The sequence below is a fragment of the Symbioplanes lichenis genome, from assembly GCF_030709675.1.
Taxonomy (GTDB): domain Bacteria; phylum Actinomycetota; class Actinomycetes; order Mycobacteriales; family Micromonosporaceae; genus Actinoplanes; species Actinoplanes lichenis.
On sequence record NZ_JAUZQD010000012.1, the window covers coordinates 251,916 to 270,580 of the forward strand.

An 18,665-nucleotide genomic window follows, 5' to 3' on the forward strand; every position below is an offset into this window, starting at 1 on the left:
TTGACACTGTACACACTGGCGGGTAAGTATGCAGTGCACACATTGCCGGACCGGGAGCCGCTCGATGACCGCACTGGACGCGCCGCTGGCGCTCGTACACGGGCCTGCCCTGCCCAACCGGATCGCCAAGGCCGCCATGGAGGAGTTCCTGGCCGAGCCGGGCAACGTGCCCGGCGAACGGCTCGAGCGCCTCTATCGCCGCTGGTCAGCCGGGGGCGCGGGACTGCTCGTGACCGGCCACGTGATGATCGACCCGCGCGCCCTGGCCGATCCGCGCGACGTCGTGCTGGAGGAAGGGCGTTCGCTGGAGCCTTTTCAGCGCTGGGCCGAGGCCGCCCGGTCCGGCGGCTCGCGCGTCTGGATGCAGATCAACCACCCCGGGCGCGTCGTGCCGGGCCGGACCGGGCGCACCTGGTCGGCGTCCGACGTCCCGATCGCCGCCGGCCGCTGGTCCCGGCTCTATCCGACGCCGATGCCGATGAGCCGGGCCCTGATCGCCGAGACGGTGCACCGGTTCGCCTCGGCCGCGGCGCTGGCCCGGGCGGCCGGCTTCGACGGCGTCGAGATCCATGCCGCCCACGGCTATCTGCTCAGCCAGTTCCTCTCCCCGCTGACCAATCGCCGCACCGACGCGTGGGGCGGGTCGCTGGAGGACCGGGCCCGGCTGCTGCTCGACGTGGTCGACGCCGTCCGGGCGGGCACCGGGCCGGACTTCACCGTCGCGGTCAAGCTCAACACCGCCGACTTCCAGCGGGGCGGCTTCGCCGAGGAGGACGCCCGCCGGGTCGTGGGCCTGCTCGCCGCGCACGGCACGGACCTCGTCGAGCTCTCCGGCGGCTCGATCGAAAGCCTGGCCACCCACGGGTACGCCGCCGACGGCCGCACCCTCGCCCGAGAGGCCTACTTCCTCGAGGCGGCGGCGGGCATCCTGGCCGACGCCCCGCTCCCCATCATGATCACCGGGGGCATCCGGCGTCTCGCGGCCGCGCGCAGCGTGCTGGACGGCGGCGCCGCCCTGGCCGGAGTCGCCACCGCCCTGGCCGTGGACCCGGAGGCGCCGCAGCGGTGGCTGGCCGGCGAGGACGCCCCGGTGCCGCCGATCCAGGTGCGCTGGCGCGACAAGACCTTGGCCTCGGCCGCGACCCAGGCGCTCGTGCGGCGCACCTTCGTCACCGCCCGCCCGGCCGGCGCTCTCCCCGCTCTCGTCGCCGACCGCCTGCAATTGAGCCGGCTTCCCCGGTCGCCGCTGCGGGGCCGGACCGCGCTTGTCACCGGCGCTTCCAAGGGACTCGGCGCCGCCCTGGCCGAGGAGCTGGCCCGGCGCGGCGCGCACGTGATCCTCGTCGCGCGTTCGGCGGCGGCCCTGACGGAGCTGGCCGCCCGGCTGCGGGACGATTTCGGCGTACGGGCGGAGGTCATCGCCGCCGACCTCGCCGCAGCCGACGGCCCTGACCTGGTCCTGGACCGGCTGCACGCCGCCCCGGTCTCGGTCGACCTGCTCGTGAACAACGCCGGCGCCGGACCGGCCGGACCCTTCCTGAGCCGCCCCTTCGCCCCGGCGCGGACGTCGGTGAGCCTCAACGTGACCGGGCTGATGACCCTCACCCACGCCCTCGGCGCCGAGATGGTGGCCAACGGCAGCGGCGCGATCGTCAACGTGGCGTCGACTGCCGCCTTCCAGCCGATGCCCTACCAGGCCGCTTACAGCGCGTCGAAGGCGTTCGTGCTCTCCTTCACCGAGGCCCTCGCCGAGGAGCTGCGCGGCACGGGCGTGCACGTGATGGCCGCGCACCCGGGCGCCACGGCGACCGAATTCTTCGCCGGCACCACCGCGGCGGGCAGCCTCGCGGGCGCTGAGCCGCCGCACCGGGTGGCCGTGCGCATCCTGGATGACCTGCTCCGGGGCCGGGCCGCCTCCTATCCCGGCCGGGCCACCGACCGCCCGAGCACCTGGGCCGCCCGGCTCCTGCCCCGCACGACCGTCGCCCAGCTCACCGGCTGGTTCAATCGGCAGCTGGGGCTCGACACCGTGACTGACGCCTAGAAAAGATCCTCCACGCGGGCCATGTCGATCTGCGAGCTGACGGCCGGCGGCGCATAGAGGGCGACGCACCGGCCGTCACGGGCCAGCAGCACCCCACGCACGGCGTCGAGCACGCCCTCCACCCGGCGGGGCGTCATCGTGCCGGGCAGCATGGCATGCAGGACGCTGCGGACCACGCCGCCGCGGACCGGGACCGGGATGCCGGTCGCGTCGCTCAGGGCATAGACCGCGGCCTGCAGCGCCTCGAGGGGCGCCGTCACCCGCAGGGCGATGTCTCCCTCATGGAACGGGTAGCGCCCCCACCAGGCCGGCGCGGTCGGCGCCACGGCCGAGCCGTCGCCCAGCGCCTTGGCCACCTGCTCGGCGCGCTGGGTGGCGCCGGCGGCGTCGCCCTCGATCAGCACGGCCAGCGTGCCGGGCGGGCGGGAGACCGGGGTCGGCAGGTCGAGCTCGATGGCGCTGGGCCGCACGCCGAGCGCCTGCACCTCGCCGACCAGGGCGGGCACGTCGCGGGCGGCGGGAACCGGGACGGTCACCCAGCGCCGGGCCTCCGGGAGAGGCTGCAGGCGGACCGTGGCGGAGAGCAGCACGCCGTCGATCTCGGCGATCCCCGGGCGCCCCTCCTCGCCGTCGGACTCGGCCTGGTCGCCGTCGCGGGTCACATAACTGACGGCGACGATCTGGGCGGCGGGCGTGCCGAACCGGTAGCGCAGCGGGCCGGACTCGTTGCGCGCGAGCATGCCGCCGAGGGTGGCGGTGGGCGACGGTGGGTCGACGGCGAGGCGCTGCCCGCGCAGGGCGAGGGCGGCCCGGACCGCCTTGAGCGGGGTGCCGGCGCCGATCTCCGCGGTGGCGGCGGCCACGTCGTGATGCCAGATGCCGTCGAGGCGGCCGGTGTCGAGCAGCAGGTCGACCCCGCGCGGAGGGACGCCCCAGTCCAGCTTGGAGCCGGAGCCGCGGGGGAAGACGGCCAGGCCCCGCTCGGCGGCGAGGCCCATCACCCGGACGACGGCGCGCGTGGTGGCCGGCGCCGCGACGAAGCTGGCGAGGCGGCCCGCCACGTGATCGGAGGCCCGCGCGGGCCGGGCGAAGTCGGGACCACAGATGTCGATCAGCGCACGGAGCAACGGCTCACGCGCCGGCAACCCAGGCCGCGTCGAGTCCATTCACCCTCCCGCCCTCCACCCGAGATCGTCCACTCTGGCATATCGTACACATGTTCGAATCGACCGGGGAGACCCGTCCGGCGGACGGCACGCCACACCAACCGACCGCCCGGTAACGTGGGGCAACGTGACGACCGACATGCCCACGACCCCGCCCGCGGTCCGCCCGGTGCCCGCCGACCGCACCTTCCACGGCGACACCGTCACGGACGAGTTCTCCTGGCTCGCCCAGAAGGAGAATCCGGAGACCATCGCCTACCTCGAGGCGGAGAACGCGTACACCGAGCGGGCGACAGCCCACCTCGAGCCGCTGCGCACCACGATCTTCGAGGAGATCAAGGGCCGCACGCAGGAGACCGACCTCTCCGTGCCGCAGCGCAAGGGCAGTTTCTGGTATTACACCCGCACGGTCGAGGGCAAGCAGTACGGCATCCAGTGCCGGGTCGCGGCCGGTCCGGACGAGGTGGACCCGCCGGCGACCGGCGACGGCGCCCCGCTGCCCGGCGAGGAGGTGCTGCTCGACGGCAACGAGCTGGCCGAGGGCAAGGAGTTCTTCGCGCTGGGCACGTTCGAGCTGACCGCCGACGGGACCCGGGTGGCCTACTCGGTGGACTTCGCCGGCGACGAGCGCTTCACCCTGAAGATCAAGGACCTGACCAGCGGCGAGACCCTGGCCGACGAGGTGCCGAACACCTTCTACGGCAGCGCGTGGTCGGCGGACGGCTCGGAGTTGTTCTACATCACAGTGGACGAGGCCTGGCGGCCGTACCGTGTCTGGCGCCACACCGTCGGCAGGCCGGCGGCGGACGACGTGCTGGTCTATGAGGAGAGCGACGAGCGCTTCTGGGTGGGCGTCGAGCTGACCCGCAGCGAGAAGTTCATCGTCATCGACGCCAACAGCAAGGTCACTTCCGAGGTACGCGTCATCGCGGCCGACAACCCCACCGCCGAGCCGGCCGTGATCCGCGAGCGCGTCCAAGGTGTCGAATATTCGATCGAGCACCACGGCCACCGCTTCCTCGTGCTGCACAACGAGAACGCCGAGGACTTCGCGCTCGCCTACACGTCGGCCGACAACCCCGGCGACTGGGTCGAGCTGATCCCGCACATGCCGGGCACCCGCCTCGAGGGCGTCGACGCCTTCCAGCGGCACCTCGTCATCTCGCTGCGGCGCGACGGGCTCACCGGGCTGCGCGTGATCGCCGACGGCAGCACCGACAGCTACGACCTGGAGTTCCCCGAGCCGATCTACAGCGTCGGGCTGGCGGGCAACCCGGAGTACGACACCAACCTGGTCCGCATCGCGTACACGTCGCTGGTGACCCCCGACTCGATCTACGACGTCGACCTCATCACCAACGCGATGGTGCTCCGCAAGCAGAAGCCGGTGCTGGGCGGCTACGACGCGAGCGACTACGAGCAGTTCCGCGAGTGGGGCATCGGCGACGACGGCACCCGCATCCCGATCTCGATCGTCGCCCGCAAGGGCACGGCCCGGGACGGCCAGGCTCCCCTCCTCCTGTACGGCTACGGCTCGTACGAGCACAGCGTCGACCCCTACTTCTCGATCGCCCGCCTGTCGCTCCTGGACCGCGGCGTGGTCTTCGCCATCGCGCACGTCCGGGGCGGCGGTGAGATGGGCCGCCGGTGGTACGAGAACGGCAAGATGCTCACGAAGAAGAACACGTTCACCGACTTCGTGGCGTGCGCGCGCGGCCTGGTCAGCAAGAAGTGGACCAGCGCCGACAAGATCGTGGCGCGCGGCGGCTCGGCCGGTGGCCTGCTCATGGGCGCGGTCGCCAACATCGCCCCGGACGCGTTCGCCGGCATCGTGGCGCAGGTGCCCTTTGTGGACCCGCTGACCTCCATCCTCGACCCGTCGCTGCCGCTGACGGTCACGGAGTGGGAGGAGTGGGGCAATCCGCTGGAGAGCGCGGACGTCTACGCGTACATGAAGTCCTACAGCCCGTACGAGAACGTCGCCAAGCTGGACTATCCCGCGATCCTCGCCGTGACCAGCCTGAACGACACCCGCGTGCTCTACCACGAGCCGGCCAAGTGGATCGCGCGGCTGCGGGCCACCGCGCCCGACGGGTCGTACCTGCTCAAGACCGAGATGGGCGCCGGGCACGGCGGCCCGAGCGGGCGCTACGACTCGTGGAAGGAAGAGGCGTTCGTCATCGCCTGGACTCTCGACCGGGTCGGCCTGGCCTGATGCTGTCCGGGGGGAGCCGCGCGCTCCCCCCGGCTCATCCGGCTCGCAGTTCTTCCAGGTCGGTGCTCGACCGCAGCACGAGCAGCCCGATGCCGGCCGCCAGAAGCATCATGAGCAGGGTCCCGCCGCCGAGCAGGCCGAGCGCGCCCACCGGCACGGTGGCCGCCTGATCGCTCATGTTGTAGATCTGCCCGGCTCCGACCCCGGTCGCCAGCGCCACCAGCAGCGCCGGGACCAGCGGGCTCAGCACCTGCCAGAGCACCGCCTCGGCCAGGGTCGCCGTCGGCACACCCACCGCGGTCAGCGCCGCATAGGACCGCCGCCGCGCCACGATCCCCTCGGTGAGCGCCACCAGCGTGCCGGCCGTCGAGATCACCACCCCGATGGCGACCGCGATCAGGAACAGGTCGACGCCCCCGAGGTAGAACCCCTCGTCGGCCCCGGCGGAGACGCCGTCCATGGTCTCGTAGGCGTCGAACTGTGCGACGAACCCGGCCCGCACTCCCAGCGCGGCCGCGCCGACCACGACCGAGGCGAGCAGGGCGGCCAGCGTACGGCTGCCGCTCCACGGATCGGCGATGAGCCGCTTGCCCGCCAGCAGCATCGCCGGGCGCGCCCCGAAGCGCCGCAGCAACCGCCCGGTCGTGTACGTGATCCAGCCGGTGCCGAGCACCACCCCGAGGACGCACACCACGCCCCCGACCGCGAGCATGGCGGCCCAGCCGTTGCCGCCGATGCCGAGCCCCACCCAGCCGGGCACCTGGAACAGCACGAAGCCGATCGCGATCAGGGCGCCCGGCCACGGCAGCGGGCCCCGCGACCGGGTCCGGCGAGTCACACCGAGCGGGCTGATCACGACCCGGCGCAGCAGGAACGCTCCCGCCAGCCCGGCCAGGACCGGCACCACGAGCAGCAGTCCGATGATGGTCAGCGCGGGCGGCAACAAATCCGTCGGGAGCAGCAGCAGGCCCTCTTTGGTGCGCCGGTCGAGCAGCACCCGCAACAGCAGGTAGACGCCGAGCCCGGCGACCGAGCCGAGCACTGCCGCGGTCACGGTCTCCGCGCTCGCGATGAGGACGGCCTGCCGCGGCGTCGCTCCGGCCAGGCGGATCGCGGCGAGCCGCCGGTCGCGCGCCGGCGCCCCGAGCCGGATGCACTGGCCTGCCAGCACCAGCACCAGCAGCGACAACACGACGAAGACGGCGGCCACCCCGGGACGCAGGCCCGCCTCATGGAGGTACGGGCTCGAATAGCGCTCGGCTCCGGCGGTGCGCGAGTAGCTGCCGTCCGGCCCGATGACGTCCGCGCCGCCCTTGATCGCCAGCACCGTCGCCGCCGCGAGCAGGGCCAGCGCGGCCAGGGCGGAGCTGGCGGCGGTCAGCGTCGTACGCAGATGGTCGGTCCTGGTGCCCGCCAGCGCGAGCCGGACCAGGGTGCCGGCCCTCACGCGGACATCCGCAGGCCGAGCCCGCTCGCGTCCACCACGCCGTCGCGCAGGGCAACTTCCCGATCCGCGTACGCGGCGATCTGGCTGTCGTGCGTGACCAGGACGACCGCCATCCCCCGCTCCCGCGCCACTCCCACGATCGCGGTCAGCACCCGTTCCCCGGCGAGCGCGTCGAGCGCCCCGGTCGGCTCGTCGGCGAAGAGCACCTGCGGCTCGGTGACCATGGCCCGCGCGACGGCGACCCGCTGCTGCTGGCCGCCCGAGAGCGTGCCGGGCAGCTTGTCGGCGAGCTCGGCGACTCCGAAACGCTCCAGCCAGCTCGCCGCCGTGGCCCGGGCCTGCTTGCGCGGGGCGCCCCCGAGCAGCAGCGGCAGGGCGACGTTCTCGCCGGCGGTCAGCTCCGGCACGAGCTGCCCGAACTGGAAGAGCATCCCGAAGTCCGTACGCCGCAGCCGCGACCGTGCCGCCTCGGACCACAACGCGATGTCCTGGTCCCGGTAGCGCACCTCCCCCGCGTCGACCTTCAGGATCCCGGCGAGACAGTGCAACAACGTCGACTTGCCGCACCCGCTCGGCCCGGTGACGGCGACGACCTCGCCCGCCCCGATCTCGATGTCGACGCCGCGCAGGGCGGGGGTGGGCCCGTACGCGTGGTGCAGCGCGGTGCCACTGATCAGGGCGGTCATGGGTTCACCTCTCGGTTGAGCTCGGAGACGCGCTGCAGGGTGGTCTGCATCCACCGCAGATCCGCGTCGAGATGAGTGATGGCGTAGTCCGCGGCGATGACGTCCCCCACGGTCGCCTGCGCGTCGGTCTTGATCGCGGTCAACTCCCGCAGCCGCGTGCTGTGCGCGGCCCGCTGCGCGACGAGATAACCGGAGGCGGCCTCCACGCCCGCCGCGAGCAGCCCGACCACGACCTTGGCGAAAAGCGTGCTGGTCACGTACGGAGCCGGAGGCTCAACCGCGGCGAGCCACTCGTCGAGCCGCTCGCGGCCGGTGTCGGTGAGCGCGTAGGACGTACGGTCGGGGCCGCCCTCCCGCTCCTGCCCGCTCTGCTCGACCAGCCCGTCCCGCTCGAGCCGGCCGAGCGTGGCATAGACCTGCCCGAAGGCGAGCGGCTTGGCCTGCGGCAGCCGGTCGTCATGCGCCCGCTTGAGGTCGTAACCGTGCCGCGGGCCGTGCGCGAGCAGCCCGAGCAGCACATGGGAGGTGGACATGGCCGCTACTATTCACTGAGTGAATAGCTCCGTCAAGCACGCCAGCGGGTCAGCACCTGCTCGATGTCCGCCCGGATCCGCTCCCGCGCCTGGTCCCGGGGCACACCGGCCATCAACATCTCGTCGTACGCGGTGTCCTCGTGCCGCACCGAGGCGACCACCGCGCGCGTCACCGCGTCCGGATCGAGCGCCCGCCCGGCCGCACTGCGCCCCACCCGGCCGCTGCCCCGCACGCCGGTGTGCCCGCTGATCGCTTCGGCCCGCTCCGGCGGACACCCGGGAAACAGCCGCCTGATCATCCCGGCCAGCTCCGCCTGGAACGTCTCGTCCGCGACCTCCCGCCGCTCCCGGTCCCGCTCCCGGCGCCGCGCCCGGGCATCCTCGTCCGACAGGCACTCCCGCTCGGCCTGCTCGATCGCGGCCCGCTCGACCAGCAACCCCTGCCGCTCGTTCCGCCGGCGCGACCGGTTGAACCGCACCACCACCGCCGAGAGCCGGCTGGCCTTCTTCGCCCGCCGCGTCAACGCCGCGTCCCCCGCCGGCAGAAACACCAGATGATCAAAATCGGTGCAGGTCAGGCAGAACGACTCCCCCGCCTCCAACATCAACATGTCCGCATCCGTACGCCCACAGCCGGCGCACGTGAATCCCCGCGCCGGCAGCACCACGACGAGATCCGGCGCCTTGCTCTGCCGCGCGGTCAGCCGATCCCGCTGCTGCTCCGTCAGCTCCGCGGCCATCCAATGCGTGCGAAAAAGCAGTTCCCGCGCCGGATCGCCGGCCCGGGTGAAGCGCAACGGACGACGGTCCCGCGTGGCGGCCACGTACTCGACCTCGGCCGGCCGCAGCCCCTTGTCGCCGGCCCACCGGCGAAAAATCTCGAGCGCATCGGCGATCCGATCCGCCGACACCGCCGCAACCGCCTCGACATCGGCAGCCCGCCCCTGCCGCCAGTCTGTGACATAGCCGGACGGCACCCAGCCCATGCCGGTCAGCACATCGAGCGGGCTCACAGACTTCTGCCGCTCCAGCGCCTCCTCGGCGGCGGTCGTCACGCGGCGCTCCAGCTTCGTCACAGGCTCCATGCAGGCAAGCTACTCGCCCGGAGCACCCCACACCGGGACAGCACACCACTGCGAAATGCAGCGTAACCGCTCTAGAATGAAGGAGTGATCGAACGATGGACCGACGTCCTCGCCATAGCCGAAGAGCAGTGGGGCCTGGTCACCAGGCACCAAGTGGACGCCACAGGAGTGGCCGGGACGACACTGACCCGGCACGTCCAGCGCGGGTCGATCGAGCGAGTGGCGCACGGCGTCTACCGGATCCGCGGTGGTGGCGAGCCCGATCACCTTGAGCTCCGTGCTGCCTGGCTCCAGCTTGAGCCGCGGATTCCGGCGTGGGATCGCATCCCTGCCGACGGAGTCGTCTCACATCGCTCGGCCGCCACCCTTTACGGGATCGGGCATCTGCCCGCCGACAAGCACGAGTTCCTGCTCCCCAGCAGGAGGCAGACCAGGCGGAACGACGTCAGGCTGCATCGAGGCAACCTGGAAAACGACTGGACCACGCTGCGCGGCCTCCCCGTAACGCGCCCCCGAAGGACCTCCGCGGACCTCCTCGCCGACCACGAAGATCCTGGGGCAGTCGCCCAGCTGATCGCCGACGCCCTTCGAGCCGGCTACGACGAGCCCGCGGCGATCGCTGCGGCGATCGCACCGCACGCCGCGGCTCACGGCCTCCGACGGGGCGACGGAGCTGGGCTGCTGCACTGGCTCCTCGACCTGTCGGGGGATCCCGATCGTCAAAGGTGGCTGGCCGAGCCCGGCCTGGACAAGACTCCGAACCGTGAGGCTGTGGAATGACGTCGCCGCAATCGCCTTATCGAACTCCTGACGCCGCACGCCGGGCAGTCACCGACAAGCTCCGGGCAGAAGCCTCTGCCGGGTCGTGGCCGCTGGCCGACCTGCAACGCCAGTACGCCTACGATCAATTGGTCGAACGGCTGTACCGAACCGATGACCGATGGGTGATCAAAGGCGCTACGGCGCTGCTCGCCCGCCGCGTCTCGGTACGCCACACGGTCGACATCGACGTGTATCGGACCGGCGCGATCAACGACGTGGAACAGCAGTTGCGGGAAGCCGCAGGCCTCGACATCGGCGACTGGATGCGCTTCGAGGTCGGTCCATCGACGAAGTTGAGCGCAGCCGGCGCACAGGCCGCCCAGACGAAGATCCGGTCGCTCATCGGGACCAGATTATGGGCGGCGTTCCAGGTCGACATCGTGGCGGACGGCATAGAGCTGAGCGCTGAGCCAGACGTGGTGCCATCGTTGACTTCGATCTCCACCGTCGGCCGAAAGAGGAAGCCGTGGCGGGTTTACCCCCTGGTCGATCACGTCGCCGACAAGGTCTGCGCCATGGTCGAACGGCACGGCGGCCGCCCGTCGACCAGGTACAAAGATCTCATCGACCTCGTCGCGATCACCGGGCGCGTCGCCATTGCCGCCGACGCGCAGGCGCAGGCCTTGCGCAAAGAAAGCCGTCGACGCGAGTTGGCCTTACCACCGGAATTCGACGTTCCCGACCGAGGGTTGTGGACGGGTGGCTATCGGGCGGAAGCCCGCCGGACGGTCGGCTTCTCCGCCCTCGATCTCGACGACGCGCTTGCTGCGGTGAAGCCGTTCCTGGATCCGCTTCTGTCGGGAGTCGCAACAGGCACGTGGAACCCCACCCAGCACATGTGGCTGCCCCACACTGAGCAATAGTTGCCGACCGGGCGGAGTCAGGCGACGCGGCCGAGGCGGGCGACCAGGCGGTCGAGCGCCCCCGCCTCCGCCTGCGAAGCCACCGCCGGCGCGAAAGCCGGCCGCCCCGCCAGCGCCTCCGCCGTGAATCCGAGCTCCTGCTCCACCACCTCGTCCGGGAAGTGCACCGGCTGCCCGGTCGCTCGCGCCAGGTCCCATCCGTGCACGATCAGCTCGGTCAGCCTCAGGTGCAGCGCCATCAGGCCGGAGACGCGGCCGAAGGGGACTTCGAGGGTGCGGTCGGCGGCGCTCGGGGGACGGAAGGCTTCGACCAGGGCGGCGGCGGTTTCGTCGAAGCCGGCCAGGAGGTCGCGGTGGGTGGGCGGGCGGCTGAGGAGGGCGGAGGTGTCCATGACGTTGCCCAGGGAGAGGTGCTGGACGAGGGCGCGGACGTTCCACTCAGGACATGGCGTCGGATCGGCCCACTGGTCGGCCTTGATCCCGGCGACCAGCACCCCGACGGAGGCGGAGATCTCGGTCAATTGATCGACGGTCGCGGCACCCACGCTGACACTTTATTGCCCGGCGCAAACCGTGGGTCAGAGCGATCGGCGAACGGCCACCACGGCGATGTCGTCTGCCTGTTCCGCCGACCCGGCGAGGGTGACGAGGAGGCGCTGGCAGAAGGCGTCGAGGCGGGGTTCCACCTCGGTCGCGCAGGCGGCGAGGGCGGCCAGGCCGACGTCGATGTCCGCGTCCCGCCGCTCGATCAGGCCGTCGGTGTAGAGGACCAGGGTGCCGCCGGGCGGGAGGGTGAATTCGAGGTCGGCCGGGCGTACGGCGTTGATGCCGAGCAGCGGCCCGCGCGGGGTCAGGAAGTGGGCGCCCTCGCCGTCGACGTGCAGCAGCGGGGGCAGGTGACCGGCGCTCGCCAGGCGCACCCGGCCCGTGTCCGGCTCGAGGGTCAGCAGGCACAGGGTGGCCGACTCGGCGGCCAGGACGGTGCGCATGAAGCGGTTGACCAGCTCCAGCACCGCTCCGGGCGGGTGACCTTCGACCGCGTACGCCCGGACCGCGTGCCGCACCTCGGCCATGACCGTGGCGGCGTGCAGCGAGTGGCCGGCCACGTCGCCGATGGCCACGAGGAGGCGGCCGTCGAGCATGGTGAGCTCGTAGAAGTCGCCGCCCACCTCGGTCTGCGCGCCGGCCGGCTCGTAGCGGACGGCGAGCTCGAGCCCGGGTACGTCGGGGAGGCGGGACTGCAGGAGGCTCCGCTGCAGCGTGACGGCGATGCGGTGCTCCTCGTCGTAGGAGCGCTGGGCCTCGACCGCGGCGGCGACCGCCTGGGAGAGCTGGCGCAGCACCGGGAAGCCCGGGCTCTGGGTGCTGGCGGGGACGGCGACATAGACCGGCGTACGGTCGCTGCGCAGCCGGGCCGACGCGACGGCGACCTCTTCGCCCTCGGGCCAGTCGAGCACCGACCAGGTCTCGGGCGGCTCCCGGCGTACGGTCGACCCGACGATCGGCTCGTGATCGGTGACCGTCCAGGGCCGCACCGCGGCGGCCCCACCGGTCGCGACGGCGGCCAGGCTCTCGCCGTCGGCCGTCTCCGCGACCACGACGCTCGGCCCGCCGAAGATCTCGTACGACCCGACGGCCGCCGCCTGCAGCAGGCCCCCGAGCGTGGAGGCCGAGTTGATCGCGAGCGTGGTCTCGGCCAGCTTGACCATCCGCGCCGCCAGCGTCTCGGCGCGCTGCCGGGCCCGGTAGTAGCGCAGGACGGCCTGGACCGTGGCGATCAGCTCGTCGGGCTCGATCGGCTCGACCAGATAGGCGTCGGCGCCCCGGTTGAGACCCTGCGTACGGTCGACCACGTCCACGGCGTGCGCGGACACGTGGATGACCGGCAAGGCGCCGAAGTCGGGATCGGTCTTGATCCGCTCGCAGACCTCGAAGCCGCTCATGTCGGGCAGCTTGACGTCGAGCACGACCAGGTCGATCTCCGCGTCCGGCAGCATGGCCAGGGCCGCGCCGCCGGTCTCGGCCTCGACCACCGTGAAGCCCGCCCGCGACAGCCAGCTCACCAGCAGATATCGCTTGGTGGCGCTGTCGTCGACGACGAGGACGGTGGCAGGTGTCACGGCGCCACCGGGAGACAGACGGTGAACGTGCTGCCCTTGCCCGGCTCGGAGGACACGCGCAGGGCACCGCCGAGGATGCCGACGAGCCGCCGGGCGTACGGGAGGCCCAGCCCGGTCCCCTTGCCGCTGAGCGCCTGGCTCCCTGGCACCTGGTAGAACTCCTCGAAGATGCGCTCGGTGAGCTCGGGTGGGATGCCGGTGCCGGTGTCGGAGACGGTGAACTCGATGTCGTCGCCGGTGCGGACGGCGCTGAGCCGGACCTCGCCCTCCGCGGTGAACTTGATGGCGTTGGTGAGCAGGTTGCGCAGCACCTGGGCGAGGAGCACCTCGTCGGAGCGCAGCCGGGGCTCGCCCGGCTCCTCGACCACGAAGTCGACGTCGGGCCGGGTCGCCAGCGGGCGCAGCGTGCCGCGGAGCTGGCCGAACACCGCCTTCAGGTCGACGTCGGTCCAGGCCGGCTCGATCCGGCCGGCCTCCGCCTTGGCCAGGTCGAGAAGCTCGTTGACCAGGGTCAGCAGGTCGGTGGCGGAGCCCCGGATCAGCTCGACCTGGCGGCTCTGCTCGGTCGTGAGCGGCTCCGAGGACCCGTCGGTGAGCAGCCGGCCGAGGCCGATGATCGCGGTGACCGGCGCGCGCAGCTCATGGCTGACGTTGGCCAGGAACCGGCTCTTCGCCTCGCTGGCCGCACGCAGCTGCACCGATTTCTCGTCCAGCTCGGCATAGAGGGCGACGACGCCGCGGTTGGTCTCCTCCAGCTCGTCGGACAGCTGGTGGTAGAGCGCCATCACGCCGCGGTTGGTCTCCTCGAGCTCGGCGTTGAGCCGGGCGAGGTCGTCGCGCTGGGCCCGGACCTCGTCCAGTGCGGCGATGAGCTGCTGGTTCTGGACCGACAGCTCGTCGAGCGGCGTGCCCGGCACGTGGTCGGCCAGGTGAGCGCGAATCTCGTCCATGCGGCTCCGGGTCAGCTCCGGCGCGCCGAGGGGCAGCCGGCGTGCCATGCGTACCAGTGTGCCTGGGCCATTGCCGGTCACCTCCAGTGTGTCGACCAGCCGACGCACCTGGGTGAGCTGCGCGGCGAGTCGCCCGGCGTCCTCGGGGAGGGCCGGGTAGGACATCTCCACCTGAAGCGTAGGTACCCGCCCGCGCGGCGTTGTGAACACCACTTCGGCATCCCGGCCCTCGGCCACCACCAGCCGGCCGACCTCACTGAGCGCCGTGGCGATGCGCGTCTGGTCCTGCGCCTCCAGCCCGACCTCGCGCGCGACCTCCCGGCCGAGCTGCCGGACGGTGAACACGTCCTGCTCGCCCCGGATCCGGGTACGCACCAGCGGCTCGTCGGTCATGACGCCTTGGCCACCAGGATCCCGGCATCGTCGCGGCGGGTGCCCGCTTCGCGCAGCAGACTGGCCGCGATGACCTGGGGCGAGTGGTCGAGCAGGCCGAACTGACCCTGAAGGGTCCAGCGGTCGACCAGGCCGTCGGAGTGCATGATCACCAGCGCGCCGGGCGGGAGCGGGTAGTCGTACTCGCGGAGCTGGCGTTTCTGATGTCCCGCGATGCCGGGCAACGAGACCATGCCGCGGCGGGTGCCGTCGGGCGAGAGCACGGTGCCGGAGATGTTGCCGAGGCCGGAACACCGGACCACACCCCGGGCGGGGTCCAGCTCGGCGACGGCGAGCGCGGCCCCGCGGGTGTGATTGAGGGTACGGTGCAGCGCCTCCACGACGGCGAGCGGCGGCCCGGCCGGAGTGCTCCGGAAGACGCGCACGGCCTCCTGCGCAGCCACATGGGCCAGGCGGCCGTGGCCGAGACCGTCGGCGAGCAGCACCTGCTTGCGCCCGTCAAGATCACGGATGGCGTACGCGTCCCCGCTCACCGGCTCCCCGGTCATCGGACGGGTCAGCCCGGCCGCCCACGCGGGCTCGGGTGTCTTCCCCTCCCACACCTGGGCGGCGAGGACCGTGCCGCGGCCCGGGGCGGAGTAGAGGTCGTACCAGCTGGACTGGCGCACGATGGCGCCCAGCCCGATGCCGAGCGTGCCCGCCGTGGAGTGGCCGTCGCCCACCGAACGCGGGATGTCGGCCATGCCGGGGCCCCGGTCGATGGCGACGATCTCGACGCCGGCGCGGTCGTCCACGCGTACGGGCCGGACCAGCATGACGCCCTCGTCGGCGTGCTTCACCAGGTTGCCCGCGGCCTCGGCGACGACGATGGACAGGTCGGCGGTGGTGCGTTCCGGGATGCCCAGCTCGTCCGCCAGGCGCTCGGCGGCGCGGCGCACGGCGGCGGCGCTGGCGGCAGCCTCCACCCGGAACCAGAGACCCTCGTCGAGGAGGCCCTCGGGGAGTGACGCCACTGCGCCTCCGCTCATCGGCACCACTTCGTCACACTGATCGTCGTTCCCCGGCCCACGGCGGTGTCGATGTCGAACTCGTCGACGAGCCGGCGGGCCCCGCTGAGCCCCAGACCGAGCCCGCCGCCGGTGGTGTAGCCGTCGGTGAGCGCCAGGTCCAGATCCGGGATGCCCGGGCCCTCGTCGGCGAAAACAATCCTGATCCCGGCGCGCCGCCCGTTCTCCACCCGGCTCACCGCGACCGTCCCGCCGCCGCCGTAGACGAGCGTGTTGCGGGCCAGCTCACTGGCGGCCGTCACGATCTTGGTCTGGTCGACCAGCGACAGCTTCACGGCCACCGCGAGCGTGCGTACGAGCTGGCGGACGCGGACCACATCCTGGTCGGACGCGACCGTGATCTGTTCGCCGGCCGCGCTGCCGGACCCAGTGATCATGGAACGGTGACCGCCGGCTCGTCGTCCTCGCCCTCGTCGATCCCGAGGTCCTCCTCGGCGGCGCGCTGCCGGGCCAGCATCTCCATGCCGAGCTCGACGTTCAGCGCGGTCCGGATGCCCGGCAGAGACAGGCCCAGCTCGACCAGCGTGATCGCCACCGCGGGCCGCATGCCGACCACGACGGTCTCGGCGTCCAGCACCTTCGACACCCCGGCGATGGTGGCCAGCGTGCGCCCGACGAACGAGTCGACGATGTCCAGGGCGCTGATGTCGATGATCACGCCGTGGCTGCCGGTCGCCACGATCCGGTCGGCGAGGTCCTCCTGCAGCTGCAGGGCGACCTGGTCCTCCATGTCGTCCTGGATCGAGACCAGCAGGATGTCGCCGATCTTGAGAACCGGTACGCGCTCCACTCAGCGCTCCTGTCGCTTGGTCCCGGTCAGCCGGATGACGTGCCGCAGGGCGTCCGCGAGCGACGACTTGGTCGCGATGTCGCCGAACTCGATGCCCAGCGCCACGATCGTCTGGGCGATCTGCGGCCGGATGCCGGAGATGATGCAGTCGGCGCCCATCAGCCGGGCAGCCACGACCGTCTTGAGGATGTGCTGGGCGACCTGCGTGTCGACCGCCGGCACACCGGTGATGTCGATGATCGCGTACGGGGAACCGGTGTCGACCAGCGTCTGCAGCAGCCGCTCCATGACCACCTGGGCCCGCGCCGAGTCGAGCGTGCCGACCAGCGGCACCGCGACCACGCCGTCCCAGAGCTTGACCACCGGCGTCGACAGCTCGAGCAGCTGCTCGGCCTGGTCCGCGATGAGCTCCTCGCGCGCGCGGACGTAGCTGTCGAAGGTGAACAGGCCCGCCCGGTCGATGAAGGCGGAGAAGGCCACGTAGTCGCGCAGCACGTTCGGGTCGCCGTTGTCCAGGACCTTGAGCACCGCGTCCTTGAGCGCGAAGACGCTGATCGCGGTCTCGTTGGCGGTGAAGCCCTGCCGCGCCCGCGCCGACGACAGATCGCTCAGCTGGGCGCGCAGCTCGGCGGCCGCGTCGTCGCCGATGTCCTGGGCCCCGCCGGCGAGCGCGGACTGGAAGCCCTTCTGCAGCTCCGTGGTCTGCCGTTGCAGCTCGGCGTGGCTCAGCCGCCCGCGCAGCGTGGCCGCGATCTGCTCGGTCCAGGCGGCGCCGACGGCCTCCTCGTGCCCCTTGAGCAGATCCGCGAAGCGGCTACCCTCGTCCGAACTCAGCGCCACCGCTGCCTCCCGTGAGCTTCGCCGGGTCCTGCCGCGAGTCGCGGTCAGCCGGGCCGGACTCTACCATCGAGGCAGTTTTTGCTTGCGCTAGACCAACTAATATCCGGTGCTCAGCGCGTCTCCCCGTCCCACGGCGGCGGCGGCGAGTGGAGTAACGTCTTGCCCATAACTGGGAGGTCCTGAATGTCCCTGACGGTACAAACGGCTCAACACGGCGACATGGTCGTCGTGTCGGTCGCCGGCGAGCTCGACATGGCCACCGCACCGCAGCTGCAGGACCAGATCAGCGACCTGCTCGAGAAGGGCCGCACCCGGCTGGTCTTCGACCTGGCGGAGGTCTCGTTCTGCGACTCGACCGGGCTGTCCGTCTTCGTCCGGGCCAAGAACAGCACCGACGACGCCGGCGGCGTCGTCCGGCTGGCTGCCCCACAGCGCGGCGTGCTGCGGATCCTCGAGGTCAGCGGGCTGGTCGAGGTCCTGCACACCTACCCGACGGTGGACGAGGCCGTGACGGCCGAGGAGCCCGCGCTCGACTGAGCCCTGTCGCTCCGTCCTGGCCCTGATGGGCCGCGGCCCATGAGGGCCGCATTCGTTGCGTCGGCCCGGCGTCCTCACCCGCCGTGCCGCGCATCGCACTTCTCCGGTGTCTCCGGGCTGTCGGCACCCCTGCCGTGCGTCCGCCCTGCCGCCTCGGTGCGCCTCCGGTTTGCCGTCCTGCCGCGCGTCCGGTTTGCGGAAAACACCCGTGGCGCGTCCGCTTTGCGGGACGGCCCGGTCGGCGTAGTTTGCCGCTGACCGGCCGGGGGCAACGTCCCGGCCGACCCCGAACCCCTCGGCCCCCGACGCAGGAGTGCGCGTGAGTTCCATGTTCAAAGGCTTCAAAGACTTCATCATGCGCGGCAACGTCGTCGACCTCGCGGTCGGCGTCGTCATCGGTGCCGCGTTCACCGCCGTGGTGACGTCCTTCACCAACGCCTTCCTCAAGCCCCTGATCCAGCTGCTGGGCGGCGACACCAACGTCGGCGCCGGCACGTGGAAGGTCGGCAAGGGCGTGGTCTTCGACTACGCCAGCTTCGTCAACGCCCTGATCACGTTCCTGCTCACCGCCGCGGTGCTCTACTTCCTGGTCGTCTTCCCGCTCAACAAGCTCGCCGAGCGGCGCAAGCGCGGCGAGGAGCCGCCGCCGGAGGCCCCCAGCGAGGAGGTCAAGCTGCTGACCGAGATCCGCGACGCGCTGGTCCGCCAGCAGGTCGCCCCGGGCGCCGTCAACGACATCCTCGGCCGCCACCAGCAGCCGCCCCGCCAGTAAACCACCAAAGATCATCCCCTGACCCCACCGTTCGAACAATTGTTCGATACAGTGCGGGGATGGAACAGCGTAAGCACTGGTGGAACGGCAAGTGGGGGCACGTCGCACGCAAGGACGTGTATCTCCGCACGAGCGGCGACCAGTGGTACGTGGAGCAGCGCGCGGGCGGCGCCGAGGGCGTCTCCCACTTCTTCGAGTACGACACCGAGGAAGCGGCCGTCGACATGGTCCGCGCGCTGCTCACCGGGCAGGACGAGTGGCGCGAGCTCTCGGTCCGCCCCCGCCCGCGCTGACCAGCCGCGCCGGCCCAGCCCACGCCGACTCCGATCGCCTAG

The 18,665-nt window shown here is 71.9% G+C and carries 19 protein-coding genes; 7 read left to right on the forward strand and 12 right to left on the reverse strand.

Features of this window, described 5'->3' with window-relative positions; genetic code table 11:
* Nucleotides 1-64: 64 nt before the first annotated feature.
* A complete protein-coding gene (locus RAN62_RS28180) occupies nucleotides 65-2,044 on the forward strand; it encodes an SDR family NAD(P)-dependent oxidoreductase (RefSeq protein WP_305787799.1) in 1,980 nt (659 codons plus the stop codon).
* Here RAN62_RS28180 and RAN62_RS28185 read toward each other — a convergent pair.
* Entirely contained in the window at nucleotides 2,041-3,210 is a 1,170-nt protein-coding gene (locus RAN62_RS28185) for an FAD-binding oxidoreductase (protein ID WP_305787800.1), read from the reverse strand. The genes RAN62_RS28180 and RAN62_RS28185 overlap by 4 nt on opposite strands.
* Before the next feature lie 127 nt (nucleotides 3,211-3,337).
* Here RAN62_RS28185 and RAN62_RS28190 point away from each other — a divergent pair, with 127 nt between their 5' ends.
* Complete coding sequence (locus RAN62_RS28190; protein WP_305787801.1) at nucleotides 3,338-5,425, forward strand: S9 family peptidase; 2,088 nt, start codon at nucleotides 3,338-3,340, stop codon at nucleotides 5,423-5,425.
* Nucleotides 5,426-5,459: 34 nt separating this feature from the next.
* On the opposite strand, the gene RAN62_RS28195 is transcribed toward RAN62_RS28190, so the two are convergent.
* From RAN62_RS28195 to RAN62_RS28210, 4 genes are read right to left on the reverse strand one after another with little or no spacing between them, the layout of a single operon-like run.
* On the reverse strand, nucleotides 5,460-6,872 hold the full coding sequence (locus tag RAN62_RS28195; protein WP_305787802.1) for an FtsX-like permease family protein: 1,413 nt from the start codon (nucleotides 6,870-6,872) through the stop codon (nucleotides 5,460-5,462).
* Nucleotides 6,869-7,558 carry an ABC transporter ATP-binding protein gene (locus tag RAN62_RS28200; protein WP_305787803.1) on the reverse strand — a complete coding sequence of 230 codons (690 nt, stop codon included), beginning with the start codon at nucleotides 7,556-7,558 and terminating at the stop codon, nucleotides 6,869-6,871. The genes RAN62_RS28195 and RAN62_RS28200 overlap by 4 nt, the downstream gene beginning before the upstream one ends.
* Nucleotides 7,555-8,091, reverse strand: a complete 537-nt coding sequence (locus tag RAN62_RS28205; protein ID WP_305787804.1) for a PadR family transcriptional regulator — start codon at nucleotides 8,089-8,091, stop codon at nucleotides 7,555-7,557. Before RAN62_RS28205 ends, RAN62_RS28200 begins: the two co-directional genes overlap by 4 nt.
* Before the next feature lie 32 nt (nucleotides 8,092-8,123).
* Complete coding sequence (locus tag RAN62_RS28210) at nucleotides 8,124-9,176, reverse strand: DUF2293 domain-containing protein (protein ID WP_305787805.1); 1,053 nt, start codon at nucleotides 9,174-9,176, stop codon at nucleotides 8,124-8,126.
* An 84-nt stretch (nucleotides 9,177-9,260) separates the two neighbouring features.
* Between RAN62_RS28210 and RAN62_RS28215 the strand changes: the two genes are divergently transcribed.
* Together RAN62_RS28215 and RAN62_RS28220 are read left to right on the forward strand one after the other, a co-directional pair.
* Nucleotides 9,261-9,956 carry a type IV toxin-antitoxin system AbiEi family antitoxin domain-containing protein gene (locus tag RAN62_RS28215; RefSeq protein ID WP_305787806.1) on the forward strand — a complete coding sequence of 232 codons (696 nt, stop codon included), beginning with the start codon at nucleotides 9,261-9,263 and terminating at the stop codon, nucleotides 9,954-9,956.
* The gene (locus RAN62_RS28220; protein ID WP_305787807.1) at nucleotides 9,953-10,861 is read left to right on the forward strand and encodes a nucleotidyl transferase AbiEii/AbiGii toxin family protein; all 909 of its coding nucleotides are present in this window, start codon (nucleotides 9,953-9,955) and stop codon (nucleotides 10,859-10,861) included. The genes RAN62_RS28215 and RAN62_RS28220 overlap by 4 nt, the downstream gene beginning before the upstream one ends.
* 17 nt (nucleotides 10,862-10,878) lie before the next feature.
* Here the strand turns inward: RAN62_RS28220 and RAN62_RS28225 are convergent, their stop codons facing one another.
* The 7 genes from RAN62_RS28225 to RAN62_RS28255 are packed head-to-tail and all read right to left on the reverse strand — an operon-like array spanning nucleotide 10,879 to nucleotide 17,021.
* Nucleotides 10,879-11,406: a TIGR03086 family metal-binding protein gene (locus RAN62_RS28225; protein ID WP_305787808.1), complete on the reverse strand. Its 528-nt coding sequence runs from the start codon at nucleotides 11,404-11,406 to the stop codon at nucleotides 10,879-10,881.
* 33 nt (nucleotides 11,407-11,439) lie between these two features.
* Nucleotides 11,440-12,981: a SpoIIE family protein phosphatase gene (locus RAN62_RS28230; RefSeq protein WP_305787809.1), complete on the reverse strand. Its 1,542-nt coding sequence runs from the start codon at nucleotides 12,979-12,981 to the stop codon at nucleotides 11,440-11,442.
* Nucleotides 12,978-14,324 (reverse strand): sensor histidine kinase, encoded by a 1,347-nt coding sequence (locus RAN62_RS28235; RefSeq protein WP_305787810.1) that lies wholly within the window; start codon nucleotides 14,322-14,324, stop codon nucleotides 12,978-12,980. The genes RAN62_RS28230 and RAN62_RS28235 overlap by 4 nt, the downstream gene beginning before the upstream one ends.
* Entirely contained in the window at nucleotides 14,321-15,352 is a 1,032-nt protein-coding gene (locus tag RAN62_RS28240) for a SpoIIE family protein phosphatase (protein WP_305787811.1), read from the reverse strand. The genes RAN62_RS28235 and RAN62_RS28240 overlap by 4 nt, the downstream gene beginning before the upstream one ends.
* On the reverse strand, nucleotides 15,349-15,768 hold the full coding sequence (locus tag RAN62_RS28245; protein ID WP_305787812.1) for an ATP-binding protein: 420 nt from the start codon (nucleotides 15,766-15,768) through the stop codon (nucleotides 15,349-15,351). Before RAN62_RS28245 ends, RAN62_RS28240 begins: the two co-directional genes overlap by 4 nt.
* On the reverse strand, nucleotides 15,765-16,181 hold the full coding sequence (locus RAN62_RS28250) for an STAS domain-containing protein (protein WP_305787813.1): 417 nt from the start codon (nucleotides 16,179-16,181) through the stop codon (nucleotides 15,765-15,767). Before RAN62_RS28250 ends, RAN62_RS28245 begins: the two co-directional genes overlap by 4 nt.
* On the reverse strand, nucleotides 16,182-17,021 hold the full coding sequence (locus RAN62_RS28255; protein ID WP_305787814.1) for an STAS domain-containing protein: 840 nt from the start codon (nucleotides 17,019-17,021) through the stop codon (nucleotides 16,182-16,184).
* Between the two features lie 183 nt (nucleotides 17,022-17,204).
* On the opposite strand from RAN62_RS28255, the gene RAN62_RS28260 reads away from it, so the two are divergent.
* The 3 genes from RAN62_RS28260 (at nucleotide 17,205) to RAN62_RS28270 (ending at nucleotide 18,623) form a co-directional block, all read left to right on the forward strand.
* Nucleotides 17,205-17,558, forward strand: a complete 354-nt coding sequence (locus RAN62_RS28260; protein ID WP_305787815.1) for an STAS domain-containing protein — start codon at nucleotides 17,205-17,207, stop codon at nucleotides 17,556-17,558.
* 328 nt (nucleotides 17,559-17,886) lie between these two features.
* Nucleotides 17,887-18,330, forward strand: a complete 444-nt coding sequence (gene mscL / locus RAN62_RS28265; RefSeq protein ID WP_305787875.1) for a large conductance mechanosensitive channel protein MscL — start codon at nucleotides 17,887-17,889, stop codon at nucleotides 18,328-18,330.
* 59 nt (nucleotides 18,331-18,389) lie between these two features.
* Nucleotides 18,390-18,623 (forward strand): hypothetical protein, encoded by a 234-nt coding sequence (locus RAN62_RS28270; protein ID WP_305787816.1) that lies wholly within the window; start codon nucleotides 18,390-18,392, stop codon nucleotides 18,621-18,623.
* The last annotated feature ends 42 nt before the right edge of the window (nucleotides 18,624-18,665 follow it).